We start from the raw sequence: 19,063 nt of genomic DNA on the forward strand, positions 1-19,063 counted from the left end.
AAAGATTAATACAGGATTGCAGCGGATGATACCCAGTCGCCTCGAGATGCGCGGCATCAGCCTGGCTTTTTCTGGCTTTCAGGCGTTGTCGCAGGTGGATTTCACCCTGACGGGCGGATCGGTACACGCGCTCACGGGCGCGAACGGTGCCGGGAAGTCCACGCTGATGGCGGTGCTGTGCGGGACGCACGCCCACTATGCGGGCGAAATCAGCATTAACAATCAGCCCGTCGTCATTCGTGAGCCGGTGGATGCCAAACAGTTGGGTATCCACCTGGTGCAGCAGGAGGTGGACGTGGCGCTGATCCCCGGCCTCAGCATCGCAGAAAACATCATGCTCGACCATCTGGCACAGCCGGGGCACCGCTTCCGCTGGGGCGCGATGCGCGAGCAGGCCCGGCAGGCGCTGGCGCAGCTCGACGTCTCCCTCGACGTGCGACGTTCCATCGACAGCTGCACCCTGGCGGAGAAGCAGCAGATCCTGCTGGCGCGGGCGCTCTCCCATCACTGCCGCTTTCTTATTCTCGACGAACCTACCGCGCCGCTGGATGCCCATGAGAGCGAGCGGCTGTTCGCTGTGGTGCGTCGCCTGCAACAGCAGGGGATCGGGGTGGTGTTTATCTCCCACCGCATTCATGAGCTGAAGGCGATCTGCGACACCTTAACGGTGCTGCGCGACGGCAAGCTGATTGAGTCCGGCCCGATGGCGGATCTCAGCGGGGAGGCGATCGTCGAGAAGATGCTCGGCCATGTGCTGAGCGATATCTACCCGCCTGCGCGACCAAAGCACAGCACCGAAACGCTGCTGCGCGTGGAAGGGCTGCACGACGAAGGGCTGCTGAAGGATATCTCCCTGCATCTGCGTAAGGGGGAAATCCTTGGTATCGCCGGGCTGGCGGGAGCCGGGAAAACCGAACTCTGCAAGGCGCTGTTTGGGGCGACCAAAAGCCAGGTGGCGACGGGCGAGCTGAACCATCAGCCCTGGACGCCGCGCGACCCGGCAGACTCGGTGCTGCGCGGGCTGGCGCTGGTGCCGGAGGAGCGGCGCAAAGAGGGCATCTTTATCGATGAGCCGGTGAGCATGAACCTGGCTGTGTCAGCGGATAAGACCTTTTCGCGCTGGAGCCTGTTTGGTCATCGCCAGGCGTGGCGCTGGGCCGAAGAGGTGATCGCCCGGGTGGGGGTGCGCACCCGCGGGCCAGGGCAGGTCCTGCGCCGTCTGTCGGGCGGTAACCAGCAAAAAGTGGCGATTGGCAAGTGGCTGCGCGGCAACGCCCAGGTGCTGATCTTCGACGAGCCCACCAAAGGGGTGGACGTGAAGGCCAAAACCGATCTGTTCCAGCTTATTGACGGCCTGGCGCGGGAAGGCAAAGGGGTGATTTACGCCTCGGGCGAGTTCGCCGAACTGGTGGGGCTGTGTGACCGCATCTGCGTGCTGTGGGACGGGCGCATTGTGGCGGAAGTGGACGGGGCAAGCGCCCGTGAAGAGACATTACTTTATTATTCAACCGGAGGAACGGCGTCGTGAGCAAGGCCCTTTCAGTCAATGCGGCGGCGTCTGGCCGTCAGCACATTTTCGATTTTCTCTACAAATGGGGCATGTTGCTGACGGTGGTCGCGCTGGTGGCCATTTTCGGCCTGGCGTCAGAGAACTTCCTCGACCCCAATAACATCATCAACATTCTGCGCTCCATCGCCATTGTGACGGTGATTGCCGTCGGGGTCTCCATCTCGCTGACCATCGGCGGGTTTGATCTCTCGGTGGGGTCGACGGCGTCGCTGGCGAATGCGCTGGTGATCTCGCTCTTCGTCTGGCACGGCTTTGGCACCACCGAATCGATTCTGATCACCCTCGCGCTCTGTACTCTGGTGGGGCTGTTTAACGCCTTTTTGATCGTCATTCTGCGCATTCCCGACATGCTCGCCACCCTCGCCAGCCTGTTTGTGATCCAGGGGGTGGCGATGACCTACAGCTACGGCGGGTCGATTACCGAAAACATGGTCCTGCCGAGCGGCGACATGGCGGAGGGGACCATTCCGGCGGCCTTTGGCGCGCTGGGGCAGGTGCCGACCATCGTCATTATCATGCTGGCGGTGACGCTGCTGGCGCAGCTGGGGCTGTCGCTCACCACTCACGGTCGCCGGATGTACGCCATTGGCGGTAACCCGGAAGCGGCGCGCTTATCCGGGATCCGCACTACACGCTACAAGGTGGCGGCTTACGTCATCGCCTCGCTGCTGGCGGGCCTCGGCGGCATTCTGCTCGCCTCGCGCATTGGCTCCTCGCAGGTGAATGCGGGTGGCGGCTATCTGATGGATGCGGTGGCCGCGGCGTGGATCGGTTTTTCGCTGGCGGGCTCCGGTAAACCGAACGCGCTGGGTACCCTGGTAGGGGCGGTGATCCTCGGGGTGCTCTCCAACGGGCTGGTGATGCTCTCGGTACCCTATTACGCCATGGACATTATAAAAGGGCTGGTGCTTGCAGTGGCACTGGCGATGACGTACGTACAAAAACGCTAACAACACAACGGGATAACAGAATGAAAAAAGTTGCACTCTCTTTGCTGACGCTGGGATTACTGAGTTCACTGCCGGGCTATGCGGCGACGCCTGCGCCGGTGCCAGCGGCCATTGCTAACCACGAGGGGCAGATCCGCATCGCGGTGATCCGCAATCTCGGCTCTGACGACAACACCACCCAGTTTGTGGCCGGGGCGATTCAGGAAGGGAAAAAGCTCGGCTTTAAGGTCAGCACCTTTTTAAGCAACGGCGACGATGCCAAATTCCAGGACTTCGTTAACCAGGCTATCAGCCAGAAGTATGACGGGATTATTCTCTCTCAGGGGCGTGACCCGTACTCCACCGCGCTGGTGAAAAAGGCGGTGGATGCCGGGATCAAGGTGGCGGTGTTTGATACTGCGGTAAACGGCGAGATCCCGGGCGTGACGGTGACCCAGCAGGATGACGCCTCCCTGACCAACCTCTCGTTCGGCCAGCTGGTGAAGGATTTTAACGGCAAGGCCAACATCATCAAGCTGTGGGTGGCGGGCTTCCCACCGATGGAGCGCCGTCAGACCGCTTACCAGGCGCTGCTGAAGGAGAACCCGGGCATTAAAGAGCTGGAGTCCATCGGGGCGGTATCGTCCGATGTGCAGGGCGACACCGCCAACAAGGTGGGCGCGGTGCTGGCGAAATACCCGAAAGGCAAGATCGACGCCATCTGGGGCACCTGGGATGCCTTCAGCCAGGGCGCTTATAAAGCGCTGAAAGAGAATGGCCGCACCGAGATCAAACTCTACAGCATCGATATCTCCAACCAGGATCTGCAGCTGATGCGCGAAGCGGGCAGCCCATGGGTGGTGAGCGTGGCGGTCGATCCGAAGCTGATTGGCGCGACGAATGTGCGTCTGATCGCCAACAAAATTGCCGGAGAAGCGACGCCTGCAACCTATGACTTTAAAGCTGCGGCTATTCCGCAGGCGCTGCTGTCGGCGCAGCCGGGTGCGGTGAACGTGGCCTCTTTAGGCAAGATCATTCCAGGCTGGGGCCAGACCGACGACTTTATCGCCCCGTGGTTCGCGACGTTAGAAGCGAAGGCAAAATAAACTTTGCCGGGTGGCGGCTGCGCCTTACCCGGCCTACGGACTGTAGGCCCGGTAAGCGCAGCGCCACCGGGCAACAGGAGATTGCGTGACCGCATTACCCACTCCCGAATACAGCCGCAATATGCGCTTAATCGGCCACAGCGACCAGGGCGGACGCCCGGACGGCGTACAGCTGATGGTGCATCGCGGCTTCGCCTATATTGGGCATATGGTGTCGCAGGGCTTTTCCATCGTCGACGTGCGCGATCCGAAGAACCCGAAGGCGGCGGGCTATGTGCCCGCACCGCCTGGCACCTGGAACGTGCATCTTCAGGCGCACGACGATCTGCTGCTGGTGATCAACGCCCGGGATCTGTTTGCCGATGCCCGCTTTGCTGACGAAAAGGTCTACTACACCCGCCAGGTGGGGGAGACGGTCAGCGACGTGCAGGACAAAGGCTGGAGCGCCGGGCTGCGCATCTTTGATATTTCGACCCCGGATAAACCGCGGGAAATCAGTTTCCTGTCGCTGAACGGGATCGGCATTCACCGCATCTGGTACGTGGGCGGGCGCTGGGCCTACGTCTCGGCGCTGATCGACGGCTTTACCGATTACATTTTCCTGACCATCGATCTGGCGGACCCGCGCAAACCCGAAGTGGCGGGACGCTGGTGGCTACCGGGGATGAACCAGGCGGCAGGCGAAACCCCAAACTGGCCGGAAGGCAAACGCTACGCCCTGCATCATGCGATTATCGCCGGGGATACTGCCTACGGCAGCTGGCGCGACGGCGGCCTGACCTTGCTGGATGTAAAGGATCGCAGCCAGCCGAAATTGATCAGCCATCGCAACTGGAGCCCACCGTTTGGCGGCGGCACCCATACCGCGCTGCCGCTGCCGGACCGGGATCTGCTGGTGGTGCTGGACGAAGCGGTGCTCGACAATCAGGAAGACGGCGAGAAGCTGATCTGGCTGTTTGATATTCGCGAGCCGTCGAACCCGGTGAGTATCTCCACCTTCCCGCAGCCGAACGAGCGGGATTATGTGGCGAAAGGGGCGCACTTCGGACCGCATAACCTGCATGAGAACCGTCCCGGGAGCTTTGTCAGCTCAAGGCTGATTTTTGCCACCTACCAGAACGCCGGGGTGCGGGCGTACGATATCTCCGATCCCTATCGCCCGGTGGAAACCGGGGCGCTGGTGCCTGCCGCACCGGAGAGGATGATGGACACGCGGCCCAACCGCCCGCAGGTGATCCAGTCCTGCGATCTGTTTGTCGATGCGCAGGGGATTATCTACAGCACGGATTACAACGGCGGGTTGTCGGTGATTGAGTATCTGGGGTGAGTTTTGCCGGGTGGCGGCTTCGCCTTACCCGGCCTACATTCGAATCGTAGGCCCGGTAAGCGTTAGCGCCACCGGGCAAACAGACCGCACTTAACTGTACTGACGCACCCGCGCCACCAGCTCATCCACGCTGTCGATACGGTCGGCAATCACGATTAACGCTTTACCGAGGGTGATGGCGTGACGCAGGCATTCGTGGCGCATCTCGTCATCACAGATGGTGTCGATATCCGCCACGTGTGACAGGCCCACGCTGCGGCGGATCAGCTCTGTACCGCAGAAGCCAATGGCGTCGTGCCAGACCTTTTTCAGAAACGCGCTGGCATAACCCGGCACGCTGAGCGCCGCATCGCGGGACTTCTCCGTTGCCAGCGCCTGGAAACGTTCCGCGAAGGTATTCCAGAGTTCCTGGATATCGATCAGGCGCTGTTCACGCCCGGCCGCTGCATCCCGGATGCCGAGGTGGCCCGGCAGGCCGCAGAAGTTAAGCAGCAGGTTGCCGATCGCTGTGCCGATATCAAACCCAATCGGGCCGAAATAACCGAACTCGGCGTCAATGGCCTTCAGGCTGCCCTCGGCGACAAAAATTGAGCCGCTGTGAATGTCGCCATGCAGCAGCGCTTCGGCCTGGGAGAAGAAGCGGTGTTTCAGGGCGGCGACGGCAATTTTCAGCTGGGCGTCTTCGCGCAGGGCGGCGACATCACTTTCCAGCGCCGCCGGGTAGTTATTACGCTCGTGGATCTGGTACGGATCGTTGAAGAAGAGATCTTCGGTGATCTCGCACATTTCCGGGTTGAGGAACTTTGCCACCTGCGCTTTTTTGGTATGCGGATGCAGGTAAAAATCGCTGGTGTGGAACAGGGCATGAGCCAGGTATTCACCCAGCTGACGCGCCGCCTGGGGGTAAAACACATTGTTAATCAGCTCCCCGCGCCAGATCTTATGGCTGGAGAGGTCTTCCATCACCATCACCGCCAGATCCGGGTCGAAGTGGTGGATTTTTACCGTGTGCTGCGGGCTGTGCTGATAGTGCTCCACCAGGGTTTGCGCTTCGAGGCGGGCGCGATCCAGCGTCAACGGCCAGGATTCCCCCACACAGCGCACGTAGGGCAGGGCCTGCTTTACGATGATGCGGCTGACGCCTGCGTTATCGAAAATTTTGAACACCAGATTGAGGTTACCGTCGCCTACCTCCTGCGCCTCCACCAGCGAGGTGGGATCGTCGAGGCCGCCAAACTGTTGGGCATACGCTACGGCGTCCTGAGCGGTAAAGGTATGGTATTGCGACATTGCCTGTTCCTCATCTGTTCCGGTAATAAAGACATTTGGACGTCTATACATCTGAATTTTATCCTGACACAATGTGCTACAACAACGCAACAGAGAATTAACGACATGCAGAGATTACAGACGACCAGCCTGCGGGTGACGGAAAATCAGCTATTTATTCTCGACCAACAGGCGCTTCCGCAGGAGAAACGCTGGCTGGATGCGACAACGGTAGAGGCGCTGGTGGGACATATTCACGCTCTGCGCGTGCGGGGCGCGCCGCTGATTGGGCTTTCTGCCAGCCTGCTGTTGGCGCTGCTGGCGGAAAACGGCCACAGCCGGGATGAACTGGCGGTGGCGCTGGAGACGCTGCGCGCCTCGCGTCCGACCGCGGTCAACCTGATGAACAATCTCGACCGTATGAAACTGGCGCTGTGGCAGGAGGATTTTGTCCCGGCGCTGGTGGCAGAGGCGCTGCGCCTGATTGAAGAAGACAGGCAGCTCTGCGACGCGATTGCCCATGCAGGCAGCGCGCTGGTGAAGCCCGGCAGCCGCCTGCTCACCCACTGCAATACCGGTGGCCTGGCGACCGCCGGTGTGGGCACCGCGCTGGGGGTGATTGCCCTTGCCCATCAGCAGGGCAAGGTCAGCAACGTCTGGGTGGATGAGACCCGTCCGCTGTTGCAGGGCGGCAGACTGACGGCCTGGGAGCTGGGTGAACTGGGCGTGCCGTATAGTCTTATCACCGATTCAATGGCGGCCAGCCTCATGGCGAAAGGCCAGGTGGACGCGGTGTGGGTGGGGGCGGATCGCATTGCCGCTAACGGCGATGTGGCGAATAAAATCGGCACCTACTCCCTGGCGGTGCTGGCGAAATTCCACGGTATTCCGTTCTATGTAGCCGCCCCGCAAACCACGCTCGATCCGAACTGCCCGAACGGGGAGGCGATCCCCATTGAACAGCGCGATGCCCGGGAAGTGACCGGCGTGGCGGGGAGCTTCGGTGCGGTGCAGTGGGCGCCCACTGACGCACAGGTCTATAACCCGGCGTTCGACGTCACGCCAGCGTCACTGATAAGTGGGTGGGTGCTGGATACGGGCGTGGTGCGGCCGGAAGAGGTGGCGAAGGGATTTTTTGGCAAGGGTGCGGTCTGAATAATGCCGGGTGGCGCTAACGCTTACCCGGCCTACAACCGTTTGTAGGCCCGTGCAAGCGCAGCGCCGCCGGGCAGGGCAATGGGCTACGGCAACCTCGGATAGCTATCTGCTATCGCGTCGCCCGTAAACTGCGCCACCCAACCTTCCGGGTTATCGAAAATCCGGATCGCGGTAAAGTTCGGTTCAGAGCCCATATCAAACCAGTGCGGCGTGCCGGCGGGCACCGAGATCAGGTCGTTTTTCTCGCACAACACCTGATACACCTGGTCCTCAATGTGCAGGCAGAACAGCCCGGCACCTTCGACAAAGAAACGCACTTCATCTTCACCGTGGGTGTGTTCATTGAGGAATTTCGCCCGCAGGGCCTCTTTTTGCGGATTATCCGCGCGCAGGCTGATGACATCCCAGCTCTGATAGCCCTTTTCCGCCACCAGCTTATCGATGGCGTGCTGGTAGGCATTAATGACCGTCTCCGGTGACGGATCGCGGCCCAGATCGCGGTCGGCTTCCCAGCGCTCAAAGCGAACGCCGCGGGCGTTCAGCTGCTGCTGGATCGCCTCAGCATCGGTACTGTGCCACTGCGGCTGGCTGGCTTCTTTATCTGAATAAATGGTCAATGCGCTCATGAAGGGATCTGCTCCGGATTGATGTCGTCAAATTGATGCACCTGATGGTGGTGGCTGGCACCGTCCTCATCGCCGCGAATCAGCTGCAGGGTGCGAAAACCGGCCTGTTCCGCAGCGTCCAGCTCCTGATGAATATCCGACAGGAAGAGGATCTGCGAGGGGGCTGCGCCAATCTGTGCCGCAATATTCTGATAAGACTGCACGTCGCGCTTGGCACCGATGTGGGTATCAAAATAGCCGCTGAACAGATGAGTAATATCACCTTCGTCGCTGTAGCCAAATAACAGTTTCTGCGCCGCCACGGAGCCGGAGGAATAAACATAGAGATCAATGCCCTGCGCTTTCCATTTTTCGAGAGAGGGCAGAACGTCCGGATAGAGATGGCCGGTGAAGTCGCCGTTGACGTAACCCTCCCGCCAGATGATCCCCTGCAACGCTTTTAGCGCTGTCGATTTGCGGTCTTCGTCCATAAAGGCGAACAGGGTGTCAATCAGATCCCGGGTGCTGGCCTGCGGCCGGGCAATCTCTTCGCGCAGATTGTCCAGAATGGTGTTGACCGGTTCGGCATACTGCTGGGCGTTGACAAAGGCCGCCAGCCGCTCGCGCGCATAAGGGAACAGGACATTGTGGACAAAACGAATATCGCTGGTGGTGCCTTCAATATCCGTCACAATCGCGCGAATCATACTCTCTCCAGTTGTCGTAAACGCATCTCGCACTCGAACAGGAATTCGAGGCCTTCAAGGTGACGCCGGGCTTCGGCCACGTCGCGTCCCCAGCAGGTTAAGCCATGACCGCGCAGAAGAAAACCATAATTCAGCGGACGTTCCTGGGCGTAATGGGCGATTCGCGAGGCCAGGGCGTCGATATCCTGGTCGTTATCAAACACGGCGATGGGCACCGTATCGAGGTGGCTGGTCTGGCCGCGGAGTGATTTCTGCATCTCAAAGCCGCTGAGGTATAGCTCCGGTGCTTTAACCAGCCGGGAGAGCACCGTGGCGTTAACCGTATGCACATGCAGCACCGCGTTAGCCTCCGGGAAGAGGCGATAAATCAGAGTATGCAGGCCAGTTTCTGCGGAAGGTTTACGCCCGGAGGGGGCGCGGTTGGTGGCGATCTCAACCTGCAGGAAGTCAGCGGGCGTCAGGCTGCCTTTGTCTTTACCGGATTCGCTGAGCCAGCACCAGGTGTCATCCTGCCGCACGGACATGTTGCCGCCGGTGGCGGGCGCCCAGCCTTTTGCGCCGATCCAGTGGCAGGCATCCACCAGGGCTGTGAGTTGCAGGTTGTCTGTCATCTTCCTTTATTACCTCTTCGGCCAGGAATATCATTATGATTTAGACGTCTAAGCGTCTTGATTGCCAAATACTAGCATCGTGTTATAGTGGCAGCAACATTTGTATTACATACAGGTCCGTCGATATGCGTAATAACCCCTTGATTCCGAAGAGTAAACTCCCAGCTCTCGGCACCACGATCTTCACGCAAATGAGTGCTCTGGCGCAGCAATGCAACGCCATTAATCTGTCGCAGGGTTTTCCTGATTTCGATGGCCCGGACTACCTTCAGCAACGTCTGGCTTATCATGTGGCGAACGGCGCAAACCAGTATGCGCCGATGACGGGGGCGCAACCGCTGCGCGAAGCGATTGCCGATAAAACCGTGGAACTGTATGGCTATCAACCGGATGCCAACAGCGATATCACCGTCACCGCTGGGGCGACCGAAGCCCTGTACGCCGCGATCACCGCCCTGGTGCGTACCGGCGACGAGGTGATCTGCTTTGACCCAAGCTACGACAGCTATGCCCCGGCGATTGAATTATCAGGTGGCGTGGTGAAGCGCGTGGCGCTCCAGCCGCCGCATTTTCGCCCGGACTGGCAGGCCTTCGCGGCGCTGCTGAGTGACAAAACCCGGCTGGTGATTTTGAATACGCCGCACAATCCTTCTGCCACGGTATGGCAGCAGGCGGATTTTGCCGCGCTCTGGCAGGCCATTGCGGAACGCGAAATCTATGTGTTGAGCGATGAAGTGTATGAGCATATCTGCTTTGCAGAAGCGGGGCATGCCAGCGTGCTGGCGCATCCACAGCTGCGGGAGCGGGCGATTGCCGTCTCATCGTTTGGTAAAACTTTCCATATGACCGGCTGGAAGGTGGGGTACTGCGTGGCGCCTGCGGCCATTAGCGCCGAACTGCGTAAGGTGCATCAGTTCCTGACTTTTGCGGTCAATACCCCGGCACAGCTGGCGATTGCCGATATGCTGCGTAACCAGCCGGAACACTACCGCGAGCTGCCGGACTTTTATCGTGCCCGTCGGGATCTGTTTATCGACGCGCTGCGAGACAGCCGGCTGGAGATTTTGCCCTGCGAAGGCACCTATTTCCTGCTGGCGGACTACAGTGCGATTTCCGATCTGGATGATGTCAGTTTCTGCAAATGGCTGACGAAAGAGGCGGGGGTAGCAGCTATCCCTCTTTCGGTATTCTGCGCCGACCCATTCCCGCATAAATTAATTCGTCTCTGTTTTGCTAAACAGGAAAGCACTCTGCTGGCCGCGGCAAAACGACTTTGCGCATTATAAGTCTGCGAACTAAATAACTGGATTCAATATGCCAGAATTATTAATTCTGGCATATTTATAATGACGCAGGTGATCATTACCAGCATTAATCATACTTAAAGCCATCTGAGCTGAGTTGCTCAATAAAACTCGAAAAAACCTTACTTGTTACTGAAGTGCGGTTATACATCATATAAATGTTCAGATCGGGCAGCGCAAAAGGAACGTTGACTTTTCTGAGCTTAAGGGTTTCGCGGTATTGGTTATAGGCAATTTCAGGGATGTAACCCAGCAAATTGGAAGAGCTGATCATGTTAATAAGCGAGAAGAAAGAGTCGCTACGGAAACCATATTTTCTATCCGGGAAATGTTGATGCGATTCTGCACGGAACTGGTTTATCCCAGATTCATTGGTCATGAAGTAGGTAAACTTCTCTTCGTTCAGCTGCTCTAAGGTTGCCGACTCGCCGATGCGGGGGTGCGTCTGCCGACAGACCAGCACAACGGGAACAGTGACGAAGTGACTACAGATAACCGAACGATTGTTTACAGGGGAAAAGGAGAAGACCAGATCGGCTTTGCGATAGGCCAGCAGATCGTCAGCGCTCTCTTTACACAATAACAGATCGTGGTACTCAATCTCATAATTGTGTTCACGAATCAGCAACTTCATGGATCCGAATAGCCGGTCCGGCGTCAGCACTTGCGGTGCGTATACCGCCAGGCTCTTTTTGAGCGCGGAGGAGTGCATGATGTTGATGGTTTGCTCAATCTGGTTCAGGTTCTCTTCCAGATGTTTATGCAGGTTAATGCCAACGGTGGTTGGGGTAATGCCTTTTCCCGCCCGGATGAAGAGCGGATCGTTAAGCTGGTTTCTCAACCGCTGCAAGGACTGGCTGACGGCGGAAGGAGTAATAAAAAGCGTCTCCGCAGCCTTACTGATACTAAGATGTTGATATATACACTCAAAAATCACCAGAAGATTTAAGTCAAATTTTTTGAGGTCATAAAGATTAGCCATAACTCGTCCTGATAAGCTGTTTGCCATAAGTGGCATCGATAATATAACTATAGAAGTTAGCCAGATATTCATCATCCATTAGAATGGCTGACTTAACGACGCTTGAATTTCTACTTAATATATCATGGTTGCAGATTAATTGAATAAACAAGCTGGCCCAGAAGTGAATAATTTTAGTCAAATAAAATGGGGGGGAATATTGATATTCCCCCTTGACTCTTTGTCAGGTGCTGGCACGCGTTAATTTGCGTTGCTCAGCATTCAGTAATCCTGCGGCTCCCTGTCATTTATTCCATTATTCATGTAATAGATAGCTGAAGGGACCGCGGCATCAAGAGCATCATTAATGGCTTCGTGACCTTTCAGCTTTTTTAAACGTAAGGATGTCGGGGCTGGGGGAGTGTTCAGGAACGTTTTACCGCTGGAATGAGCATAATCGCGCCAGGTGGTGGCAGAGCCTTTGGCGGCGAAAAGCGGTAACGGTGCGGGTTACTCTCCAGCATGGGCGAAAAATGGCGAGAGCGTGAGAGGCGCATTTTAAATGCTCATAAAATCAATAATAAAGAGATGATTAGATAAAACCTATCACAGCCATAGGTATTACAACGTCTATCCTAATTGCCCTTTGCTGGGGTGGGTGGTGTAATCCTCCTCGCTGTTACGGCCTTGCTAAAGGTCATGTAGAGCGCAACACATCGCCAGCGTGGCTGGCACCGAAAAGCCCTCGGGTTAGTCGGGTATCAGGGCCGCCGTCAAGGCGGCCTTTTTACTTTTTTAGTTCACGCAGTTTCTTGTGCAGGGTTGTTAGGTATCGCTGATTGATTTGATAATGCAAACGCATTGGCTCGGATCGGCAAAGTTAGGTACCTTACACCTCAACGAAAACACGGAGGAAGTACAGATGTCTTTAATTAATACCAAAATCAAACCTTTCAAAAACCAGGCGTTCAAAAACGGTGAATTCATCGAAGTTACCGAGAAAGATACCGAAGGTCGCTGGAGCGTCTTCTTCTTCTATCCAGCTGACTTCACCTTCGTCTGCCCGACTGAACTGGGTGACGTTGCTGACCACTACAGCGAGTTCCAGAAGCTGGGCGTAGATATCTACTCTGTCTCTACTGACACCCACTTCACTCACAAAGCATGGCACAGCAGCTCTGAAACCATCGCGAAAATCAAATATGCGATGATCGGCGACCCAACTGGCGCCCTGACCCGTAACTTTGACAACATGCGTGAAGATCAGGGTCTGGCAGACCGTGGTACCTTCATCGTTGACCCGCAGGGCATTATCCAGGCGGTAGAAGTTACAGCTGAAGGCATCGGTCGTGACGCATCTGACCTGCTGCGTAAAGTGAAAGCGGCTCAGTACGTTGCTTCTCACCCAGGCGAAGTTTGCCCGGCGAAATGGAAAGAAGGCGACGCGACCCTCGCACCTTCTTTAGACCTGGTTGGTAAAATCTAAGTCTGCAACGCCCGGCGGCGCTGCGCTTGCACGGGCCTACAAAACGTAGGCCGGGTAAACGAAGTGCCACCCGGCATTCAATGGGCGCATCCGCGCCCATTTCATTCCAGCACCATGATGCAAGTTGCACTCAGGCAGCCAGGATTAGGCCGCTTGCATGATGATGTTTTTTAAGCAGGAGATAAAGAATGCTCGACACAAATATGAAAACCCAGCTCAAAGCCTACCTTGAGAAGCTGACCAAACCTGTTGAGCTGATTGCCACGCTGGATGACAGCGCTAAATCGGCAGAAATCAAGGAACTGCTGGCGGAGATCGCCGACCTGTCCGAAAAGGTCACTTTTAAGGAAGATAACGCACTTGCGGTGCGTAAACCCTCTTTCCTGATCACCAACCCAGGTTCAACCCAGGGGCCGCGCTTTGCCGGTTCTCCGCTGGGACACGAATTTACCTCACTGGTGCTGGCCCTGCTGTGGACCGGCGGTCATCCGTCGAAAGAAGCGCAGGCATTGCTTGAGCAGATCCGCGATCTGGACGGTGATTTTGAGTTCGAAACCTATTACTCGCTCTCCTGCCATAACTGCCCGGACGTAGTGCAGGCGCTGAACCTGATGGCGGTGCTGAACCCGCGCATCAAACACACCGCCATCGACGGTGGGGTGTTCCAGAACGAAATCACCGATCGTAACGTGATGGGCGTTCCGGCGGTATTTGTGAACGGTAAAGAGTTTGGTCAGGGTCGTATGACGCTGGCTGAAATCGTCGCTAAAGTGGATACCGGCGCTGAAAAACGTGCGGCAGAAGAGCTGAACAAGCGTGATGCCTATGATGTGCTGATCGTCGGTTCCGGCCCTGCGGGTGCGGCGGCTGCGGTTTACTCTGCCCGTAAAGGTATTCGCACCGGTCTGATGGGCGAACGCTTTGGCGGCCAGGTACTGGATACAGTAGATATTGAAAACTACATCTCCGTACCTAAAACCGAAGGTCAGAAACTGGCTGGCGCCCTGAAAGCGCACGTCAGCGAATATGAAGTGGATGTGATCGACAGCCAGAGCGCCAGCAAACTGGTGCCTGCGGCGCAGGAAGGCGGCTTCCATGAGATTGAGACAGCGTCTGGTGCGGTGCTGAAAGCGCGCAGCGTCATCATTGCCACCGGTGCCAAATGGCGCAACATGAACGTGCCTGGCGAAGAGCAGTATCGCACCAAAGGGGTGACCTACTGCCCACACTGCGACGGCCCGCTGTTTAAAGGCAAACGCGTGGCGGTAATTGGTGGCGGTAACTCCGGTGTGGAAGCAGCTATTGACCTGGCCGGTATCGTGGAGCACGTTACGCTGCTGGAGTTCGCGCCGGAGATGAAAGCCGATCAGGTTCTGCAGGATAAAGTGCGCAGCCTGAACAACGTCGACATCATCCTGAACGCCCAGACCACCGAAGTGAAAGGCGATGGCAGCAAAGTGACCGGTCTTGAGTACCGCGACCGCGTGAGCGGCGATGTGCACAGCGTAGCGTTGGCCGGGATCTTCGTTCAGATTGGTCTGCTGCCGAATACTACCTGGCTGGAAGGCGCCATTGAGCGTAACCGCATGGGCGAGATCATCATCGACGCCAAGTGTGAAACCAGCGTGAAGGGCGTATTTGCGGCGGGCGACTGCACCACCGTACCGTACAAGCAGATCATCATCGCCACCGGCGAAGGGGCGAAAGCGTCACTGAGCGCCTTTGATCATCTGATTCGTACCAAAACAGCATAAGAACGTAAGACAACACCTGCACTGTAAAGAGGCTACCCTGAGGTAGCCTCTTTTTTTTATCTCACGACCAGCACCGGCACAAAGGCGTGGCGAATCACGCTGGAGGCGTTCGACCCCAGCAGATGGGTGGAGATTGAGGGGTTACGCGACCCGATCACCACGATATCGGCTTTCAGCTCGCTGGCCATCTCATTCACTACGTCACGCACATTACCAAAACAGACATGGGTTCTGAGTCGTGATGAGTCGATGCTGAAGTGGCCGATCATGGTCTTTAACCGGGCTTGTGCTTCTTTTTCGATATGCTCTTCAAAGCGGCGCATGTCCGCGGCGAAGCGATGCAATCCGAAGGTGGCAGATCCCGGTAAAACATGCAGTAAGTGAATAATACCATCCTGTTGCGCCAGGAATTCAGCATGGCGAATCGCCTTGTCGCTCAATTCCATCTCAAAAACATCCACCGGCATAATAATCGTCTGGTACATAACCGTTTCTCCCTGTTTATTTACGCTTAATCCATTAAAACACAAAATATAAGCAAATTCTGATAGCTGGCAGGCATTTTTTAATATCGTCCCGCTTGTTGCTGTTCTGCCGTCGCGCTTGCAGGCCAGGAATAATCCCAAAGCCGTGCATTTTCCCGGTATATCCCCGCTGATGGCTACCCTTTTAAGGTAAGCCCGCATTTTTTCTCTGAATCCGGAGGTCGAATGAAAGCATTGACGTATCATGGCCCACATAACGTTAAGGTTGAAACGGTACCCGATCCAGCCATCGAACAAGCTGACGATATTATCCTGCGCATCACCGCCACCGCGATCTGCGGTTCTGATCTGCACCTCTATCATGGGAAGATTCCGAAGGTGGAACATGGCGATATCTTCGGCCATGAGTTTATGGGGGAAGTGGTGGAGACCGGCCGAGAGGTGAAAAACCTCGCTAAGGGCGATCGCGTGGTCATCCCCTTTGTCATTGCCTGCGGCGACTGCTTTTTCTGCCGCATGCAGCATTATGCCGCCTGTGAAAATACCAACAGCGGGCGCGGTGCCTCCCTGAATAAAAAACAGATCCCACCTCCGGCTGCGCTTTTTGGCTATAGCCATCTTTACGGTGGTGTGCCCGGCGGCCAGGCGGAATATGTCCGCGTGCCAAAAGGCAACGTCGGCCCCTTTAAGGTGCCGCCGCTGCTGTCAGATGATAAGGCCCTGTTCATGTCGGACATCCTGCCCACCGCCTGGCAGGCCGCCAAAAATGCTCAGATCACTCAGGGCAGCAGCGTCGCGGTGTTTGGCGCCGGGCCAGTAGGCCTCCTGACCGTTGCCTGCGCACGTTATCTCGGGGCCGAGCAGATTTTTATTGTCGATCATCACGACTACCGACTACGCTTCGCCCAGGACCGGTACGGCGCTATCCCGATTAACTTTGATCGCGACGACGATGCCGCAGAAAAAATCATTGAGCAGACCCGGGGCCAGCGTGGGGTGGATGCGGTTATCGATGCGGTAGGTTTTGAGGCGAAAGGGAGCACCACGGAAACGGTGCTGACCAATCTCAAGCTCGAGGGCAGCAGCGGTAAAGCCCTGCGGCAGTGTATTGCTGCGGTACGGCGCGGTGGGATCGTCAGCGTGCCGGGCGTCTATGCCGGCTTTATTCATGGTTTCCTGTTTGGCGATGCCTTTGACAAAGGGCTCACCTTTAAAATGGGGCAGACTGACGTTCATGCCTGGCTGGGTGAACTGTTGCCGCTGATCGAGCAGGGGCTGCTCACGCCTGAAGAGATCGTCACCCACTATATGCCGTTTGAAGAGGCGGCTCGCGGGTATGAGATCTTTGATAAGCGTCAGGAAGATTGCCGGAAAATTATTCTGGTGCCTGGTGCACAAAGCGCGGAAGTGGCAAAAGAGCGGGTCACGGGGCTGGTCAACCCTATGCCTGGCGGCGTGATCTGATAGCGGAAGGCCGGAAAGAGGATGCCCGGGCATCCTCTGGGTTAAGCGCGTAAACGCTTATTCAGATGGGCTTAGCGCAGGTATTCGCCTGCCGCTTCAGGCTGCCAGAGCAGTTCCAGCACCTCCAGATGCGTGGCGGTACCGCCTGGCAGTTCCCAGTGGATAGTGTCGCCGGTACGCAGGCCAATCAACGCGGCCCCCACCGGTGCCAGGACCGACAGTTGCGTGCTGCTGTCGGTCATCTGCGCCGGGTAGACCAGCGTGCGGGTACGCACTTCTCCGGTGGTCAGATCGCGGAATTTCACCTGGCTGTTCATGGTGACCACGTCAGACGGCATGTCCTGCGGGGCACACATCTGGGCACGATCCAGTTCAGCGTTCAGGGCATCTGCGACGGGCAACGATGCAAAGGCCGGTTGCTCCAGCAGGCGGTCGATACGTTCAGCATCGAGTTCGTTAATGATAATGGTGGGTCTGGACATTATTTACTCCATGTCGTTAATGCTGCGACAACCGCAGAAGATGCCAAAAGAAAACCCTCGCCATCCGGTAGCGAGGGTTTAACGTTAACTGATAATACTGAGTCTGCGCCCGGGTTTGAAGTGATGGCTGTCACATTCATGGCGTGGATTGAGTTCCGGGCTGTCATCTGCCTCGATAGTATGAATTTTGTACGAAAAACGTGATCGTTCGTCGATTTGGATTATTCTTTTTATGCGCCCTTACAAAGTGAGCGCCGCTGATAAGCGTCGATAAACGACACATATTCATTCTTCATTTCATGCGGATTGCGTTACGCTGATCCTCTTGGGGCAGGGGGATGAGCGAAGCGTAATCCGTGCCTGCCGGTTTACATTCCAAACCTGTTCAGAGAGCGCTATGTACTTTTATCAACCTTCCCAGGGACACGGCCTGCCGCACGATCCACTCAATGCCATTGTTGGCCCACGTCCGATTGGCTGGATTGCCTCGTGCGATCCTGAAGGACGCCCCAATCTGGCCCCCTACAGCTTCTTCAACTGTTTTAATTACCATCCGCCCATCATCGGTTTTGCCAGCACCGGCTGGAAGGACAGCGTGCGCAATATTGTCGAGACCGGGGAGTTTGTCTGGAATCTCACCACCCGTGAGCTGGCCAGCGCCATGAATGAGACCTCTGCCAGCCTTGCGCACGGGGAGGATGAATTTTTACGTGCCGGGCTGACCAAAGCGGAGAGCCAGGTGGTGAAGGTGCCGCGCGTCGCCGAAAGTCCGGTCAATTTTGAGTGCCGCCTGTCCCAGTGTATCCAGCTGACTGCCGCCAGCGGCGCTCCGATCGATACCTGGCTGGTGCTGGGGGAAGTGGTGGGAGTCCACATTGACGAAAACCTGCTGCTGGACGGGATCTATCAGACGGCGAAAGCGCAGCCGGTGCTGCGCGCCGGTGGCCCGACGGCGTACTTCGCCATTAGCGAGGATCAACGCTTTGACCTGGTCCGCCCGGACGCGCGAAAAGGGTAAGATCTCAGTAACCGATTTTGTCGATCACGAACTGTTTGCCACAGTTGCCCGGATGCGGCTGTGGCACAAATGAGGAGGTTGCCAGCGGGGCGTTGATGCTGGCCGCGGTGAGGGAAAGCTGTACTTCCGTGAGATAGGCCGGATTACCGCTGCAACTGAGCTTGACGGCTTTCACCGTCGTCGGCCCCCAGCTTCTGGCGACGGCGGCGTCAAAAGCGCTGCGGGTGACGGTTTTGCCATAGTTGGCCGCGAGGAACTGCCCCAGCGGGCTGGCTTTGACTTCCTGGTTCATGCGCACCATGGTGCCGAAATAGGCGTCGGGATCGAACCCAAAGCAGACGCCGTGTTTGGCATATTCGTAACGTTCGAGGCAGGAGTTGCCACCTGCGCCGGGCATCACTTCGTTCAGCTTCGCGGCACCGGTCAGCGACAGGCCGGTCTCGGCGGCGTCGCATTTACGGCTGGCTTTTGCCTCCGGCATATTGGGAATGGGGCGGGTGGCGCAGCCATAGCGCATCCAGCGGCGATCGTCGACGCCGCGGGCGGCGATAGATTTCGGCAAGCCCGGCCACAGGCCATGAACGGTGAGGATCGTCGTTTTGTCGTCACGCTCTTTTTGCAGGCGGCACTCATCTGGCGCTGCGCGGTTGCGGTCATGCAGGCTCTGGCAAAAACCAGATTGCCATGAGAGCGCCAGCACATAGCGATCGAAATCCGCGTATTGCGTCGCCTGAAGCGGGGCGGCCTGCGCCGGGAAAGCGCACAGCGCAACTGCGGTTACGCTGACAGGCAAAACGAAATCCTTTCTGAACATGTCAATTCCTGAT

At 57.1% G+C, this 19,063-nt stretch carries 18 protein-coding genes; 10 read left to right on the top strand and 8 right to left on the bottom strand.

Annotation, left to right across the window (positions count from 1 at the left end; translation table 11 throughout):
- The first annotated feature begins 25 nt into the window (after positions 1-25).
- The 4 genes from FHC51_RS11510 (at position 26) to FHC51_RS11525 (ending at position 4,932) form a co-directional block, all read left to right on the top strand.
- Positions 26-1,528: a sugar ABC transporter ATP-binding protein gene (locus tag FHC51_RS11510; protein ID WP_220435586.1), complete on the top strand. Its 1,503-nt coding sequence runs from the start codon at positions 26-28 to the stop codon at positions 1,526-1,528.
- Complete coding sequence (locus tag FHC51_RS11515; protein WP_114315648.1) at positions 1,525-2,520, top strand: ABC transporter permease; 996 nt, start codon at positions 1,525-1,527, stop codon at positions 2,518-2,520. Before FHC51_RS11510 ends, FHC51_RS11515 begins: the two co-directional genes overlap by 4 nt.
- 20 nt (positions 2,521-2,540) lie before the next feature.
- Positions 2,541-3,605, top strand: a complete 1,065-nt coding sequence (locus tag FHC51_RS11520; protein ID WP_220435587.1) for a sugar ABC transporter substrate-binding protein — start codon at positions 2,541-2,543, stop codon at positions 3,603-3,605.
- 85 nt (positions 3,606-3,690) lie between these two features.
- A complete protein-coding gene (locus FHC51_RS11525; protein ID WP_220435588.1) occupies positions 3,691-4,932 on the top strand; it encodes an LVIVD repeat-containing protein in 1,242 nt (413 codons plus the stop codon).
- Positions 4,933-5,022: 90 nt separating this feature from the next.
- On the opposite strand, the gene mtnK is transcribed toward FHC51_RS11525, so the two are convergent.
- The gene (mtnK, locus tag FHC51_RS11530) at positions 5,023-6,222 is read right to left on the bottom strand and encodes an S-methyl-5-thioribose kinase (protein ID WP_220435589.1); all 1,200 of its coding nucleotides are present in this window, start codon (positions 6,220-6,222) and stop codon (positions 5,023-5,025) included.
- Between the two features lie 105 nt (positions 6,223-6,327).
- On the opposite strand from mtnK, the gene mtnA reads away from it, so the two are divergent.
- A complete protein-coding gene (gene mtnA, locus FHC51_RS11535; protein ID WP_220435590.1) occupies positions 6,328-7,356 on the top strand; it encodes an S-methyl-5-thioribose-1-phosphate isomerase in 1,029 nt (342 codons plus the stop codon).
- Between the two features lie 86 nt (positions 7,357-7,442).
- Here the strand turns inward: mtnA and FHC51_RS11540 are convergent, their stop codons facing one another.
- Genes FHC51_RS11540 through FHC51_RS11550 form a run of 3 tightly spaced genes read right to left on the bottom strand, consistent with a single transcriptional unit; the run spans position 7,443 to position 9,282 of the window.
- The gene (locus FHC51_RS11540) at positions 7,443-7,985 is read right to left on the bottom strand and encodes an acireductone dioxygenase (protein WP_220435591.1); all 543 of its coding nucleotides are present in this window, start codon (positions 7,983-7,985) and stop codon (positions 7,443-7,445) included.
- Positions 7,982-8,671, bottom strand: a complete 690-nt coding sequence (mtnC, locus tag FHC51_RS11545; RefSeq protein WP_114387680.1) for an acireductone synthase — start codon at positions 8,669-8,671, stop codon at positions 7,982-7,984. The genes FHC51_RS11540 and mtnC overlap by 4 nt, the downstream gene beginning before the upstream one ends.
- Positions 8,668-9,282 (bottom strand): methylthioribulose 1-phosphate dehydratase, encoded by a 615-nt coding sequence (locus tag FHC51_RS11550; protein ID WP_220435592.1) that lies wholly within the window; start codon positions 9,280-9,282, stop codon positions 8,668-8,670. Before FHC51_RS11550 ends, mtnC begins: the two co-directional genes overlap by 4 nt.
- 125 nt (positions 9,283-9,407) lie before the next feature.
- Here FHC51_RS11550 and FHC51_RS11555 point away from each other — a divergent pair, with 125 nt between their 5' ends.
- Positions 9,408-10,568 carry a pyridoxal phosphate-dependent aminotransferase gene (locus FHC51_RS11555; protein WP_220435593.1) on the top strand — a complete coding sequence of 387 codons (1,161 nt, stop codon included), beginning with the start codon at positions 9,408-9,410 and terminating at the stop codon, positions 10,566-10,568.
- A gap of 85 nt (positions 10,569-10,653) precedes the next feature.
- On the opposite strand, the gene FHC51_RS11560 is transcribed toward FHC51_RS11555, so the two are convergent.
- Positions 10,654-11,568 carry a LysR family transcriptional regulator gene (locus FHC51_RS11560; protein WP_220435594.1) on the bottom strand — a complete coding sequence of 305 codons (915 nt, stop codon included), beginning with the start codon at positions 11,566-11,568 and terminating at the stop codon, positions 10,654-10,656.
- Positions 11,569-12,469: 901 nt separating this feature from the next.
- On the opposite strand from FHC51_RS11560, the gene ahpC reads away from it, so the two are divergent.
- Positions 12,470-13,033: an alkyl hydroperoxide reductase subunit C gene (gene ahpC / locus FHC51_RS11565; RefSeq protein WP_103178649.1), complete on the top strand. Its 564-nt coding sequence runs from the start codon at positions 12,470-12,472 to the stop codon at positions 13,031-13,033.
- A gap of 188 nt (positions 13,034-13,221) precedes the next feature.
- Entirely contained in the window at positions 13,222-14,787 is a 1,566-nt protein-coding gene (gene ahpF, locus FHC51_RS11570; RefSeq protein WP_103824191.1) for an alkyl hydroperoxide reductase subunit F, read from the top strand.
- A gap of 56 nt (positions 14,788-14,843) precedes the next feature.
- Here ahpF and uspG read toward each other — a convergent pair whose 3' ends face one another.
- Complete coding sequence (gene uspG, locus FHC51_RS11575) at positions 14,844-15,272, bottom strand: universal stress protein UspG (protein ID WP_103824192.1); 429 nt, start codon at positions 15,270-15,272, stop codon at positions 14,844-14,846.
- 225 nt (positions 15,273-15,497) lie between these two features.
- Between uspG and FHC51_RS11580 the strand changes: the two genes are divergently transcribed.
- Entirely contained in the window at positions 15,498-16,736 is a 1,239-nt protein-coding gene (locus FHC51_RS11580) for a zinc-dependent alcohol dehydrogenase (protein WP_114315638.1), read from the top strand.
- Positions 16,737-16,807: 71 nt separating this feature from the next.
- Here the strand turns inward: FHC51_RS11580 and rnk are convergent, their stop codons facing one another.
- Entirely contained in the window at positions 16,808-17,218 is a 411-nt protein-coding gene (gene rnk, locus FHC51_RS11585) for a nucleoside diphosphate kinase regulator (RefSeq protein WP_103178653.1), read from the bottom strand.
- Between the two features lie 397 nt (positions 17,219-17,615).
- Between rnk and FHC51_RS11590 the strand changes: the two genes are divergently transcribed.
- Positions 17,616-18,236, top strand: coding sequence for a flavin reductase family protein (locus tag FHC51_RS11590; RefSeq protein ID WP_220435595.1), 621 nt, complete (start codon positions 17,616-17,618; stop codon positions 18,234-18,236).
- A gap of 4 nt (positions 18,237-18,240) precedes the next feature.
- Here the strand turns inward: FHC51_RS11590 and rna are convergent, their stop codons facing one another.
- Positions 18,241-19,050 (bottom strand): ribonuclease I, encoded by an 810-nt coding sequence (rna, locus tag FHC51_RS11595; protein ID WP_220435596.1) that lies wholly within the window; start codon positions 19,048-19,050, stop codon positions 18,241-18,243.
- Positions 19,051-19,063 lie beyond the last annotated feature (13 nt).

The sequence above is a fragment of the Leclercia sp. EC_58 genome (assembly GCF_019584355.1).
Taxonomy (GTDB): Bacteria; Pseudomonadota; Gammaproteobacteria; order Enterobacterales; family Enterobacteriaceae; genus Enterobacter.

Coding starts and splice junctions, on each gene's coding strand:
- FHC51_RS11590 (WP_220435595.1), top strand. CDS start 17,616: ATGTACTTTTATCAACCTTCCCAGGGACACGGCCTGCCGCACGATCCA.
- FHC51_RS11520 (WP_220435587.1), top strand. CDS start 2,541: ATGAAAAAAGTTGCACTCTCTTTGCTGACGCTGGGATTACTGAGTTCA.
- FHC51_RS11510 (WP_220435586.1), top strand. CDS start 26: ATGATACCCAGTCGCCTCGAGATGCGCGGCATCAGCCTGGCTTTTTCT.
- rnk (WP_103178653.1), bottom strand. CDS start 17,218: ATGTCCAGACCCACCATTATCATTAACGAACTCGATGCTGAACGTATC.
- uspG (WP_103824192.1), bottom strand. CDS start 15,272: ATGTACCAGACGATTATTATGCCGGTGGATGTTTTTGAGATGGAATTG.
- FHC51_RS11550 (WP_220435592.1), bottom strand. CDS start 9,282: ATGACAGACAACCTGCAACTCACAGCCCTGGTGGATGCCTGCCACTGG.
- FHC51_RS11540 (WP_220435591.1), bottom strand. CDS start 7,985: ATGAGCGCATTGACCATTTATTCAGATAAAGAAGCCAGCCAGCCGCAG.
- mtnA (WP_220435590.1), top strand. CDS start 6,328: ATGCAGAGATTACAGACGACCAGCCTGCGGGTGACGGAAAATCAGCTA.
- ahpF (WP_103824191.1), top strand. CDS start 13,222: ATGCTCGACACAAATATGAAAACCCAGCTCAAAGCCTACCTTGAGAAG.
- FHC51_RS11555 (WP_220435593.1), top strand. CDS start 9,408: ATGCGTAATAACCCCTTGATTCCGAAGAGTAAACTCCCAGCTCTCGGC.
- rna (WP_220435596.1), bottom strand. CDS start 19,050: ATGTTCAGAAAGGATTTCGTTTTGCCTGTCAGCGTAACCGCAGTTGCG.
- FHC51_RS11560 (WP_220435594.1), bottom strand. CDS start 11,568: ATGGCTAATCTTTATGACCTCAAAAAATTTGACTTAAATCTTCTGGTG.
- mtnK (WP_220435589.1), bottom strand. CDS start 6,222: ATGTCGCAATACCATACCTTTACCGCTCAGGACGCCGTAGCGTATGCC.
- FHC51_RS11580 (WP_114315638.1), top strand. CDS start 15,498: ATGAAAGCATTGACGTATCATGGCCCACATAACGTTAAGGTTGAAACG.
- ahpC (WP_103178649.1), top strand. CDS start 12,470: ATGTCTTTAATTAATACCAAAATCAAACCTTTCAAAAACCAGGCGTTC.
- mtnC (WP_114387680.1), bottom strand. CDS start 8,671: ATGATTCGCGCGATTGTGACGGATATTGAAGGCACCACCAGCGATATT.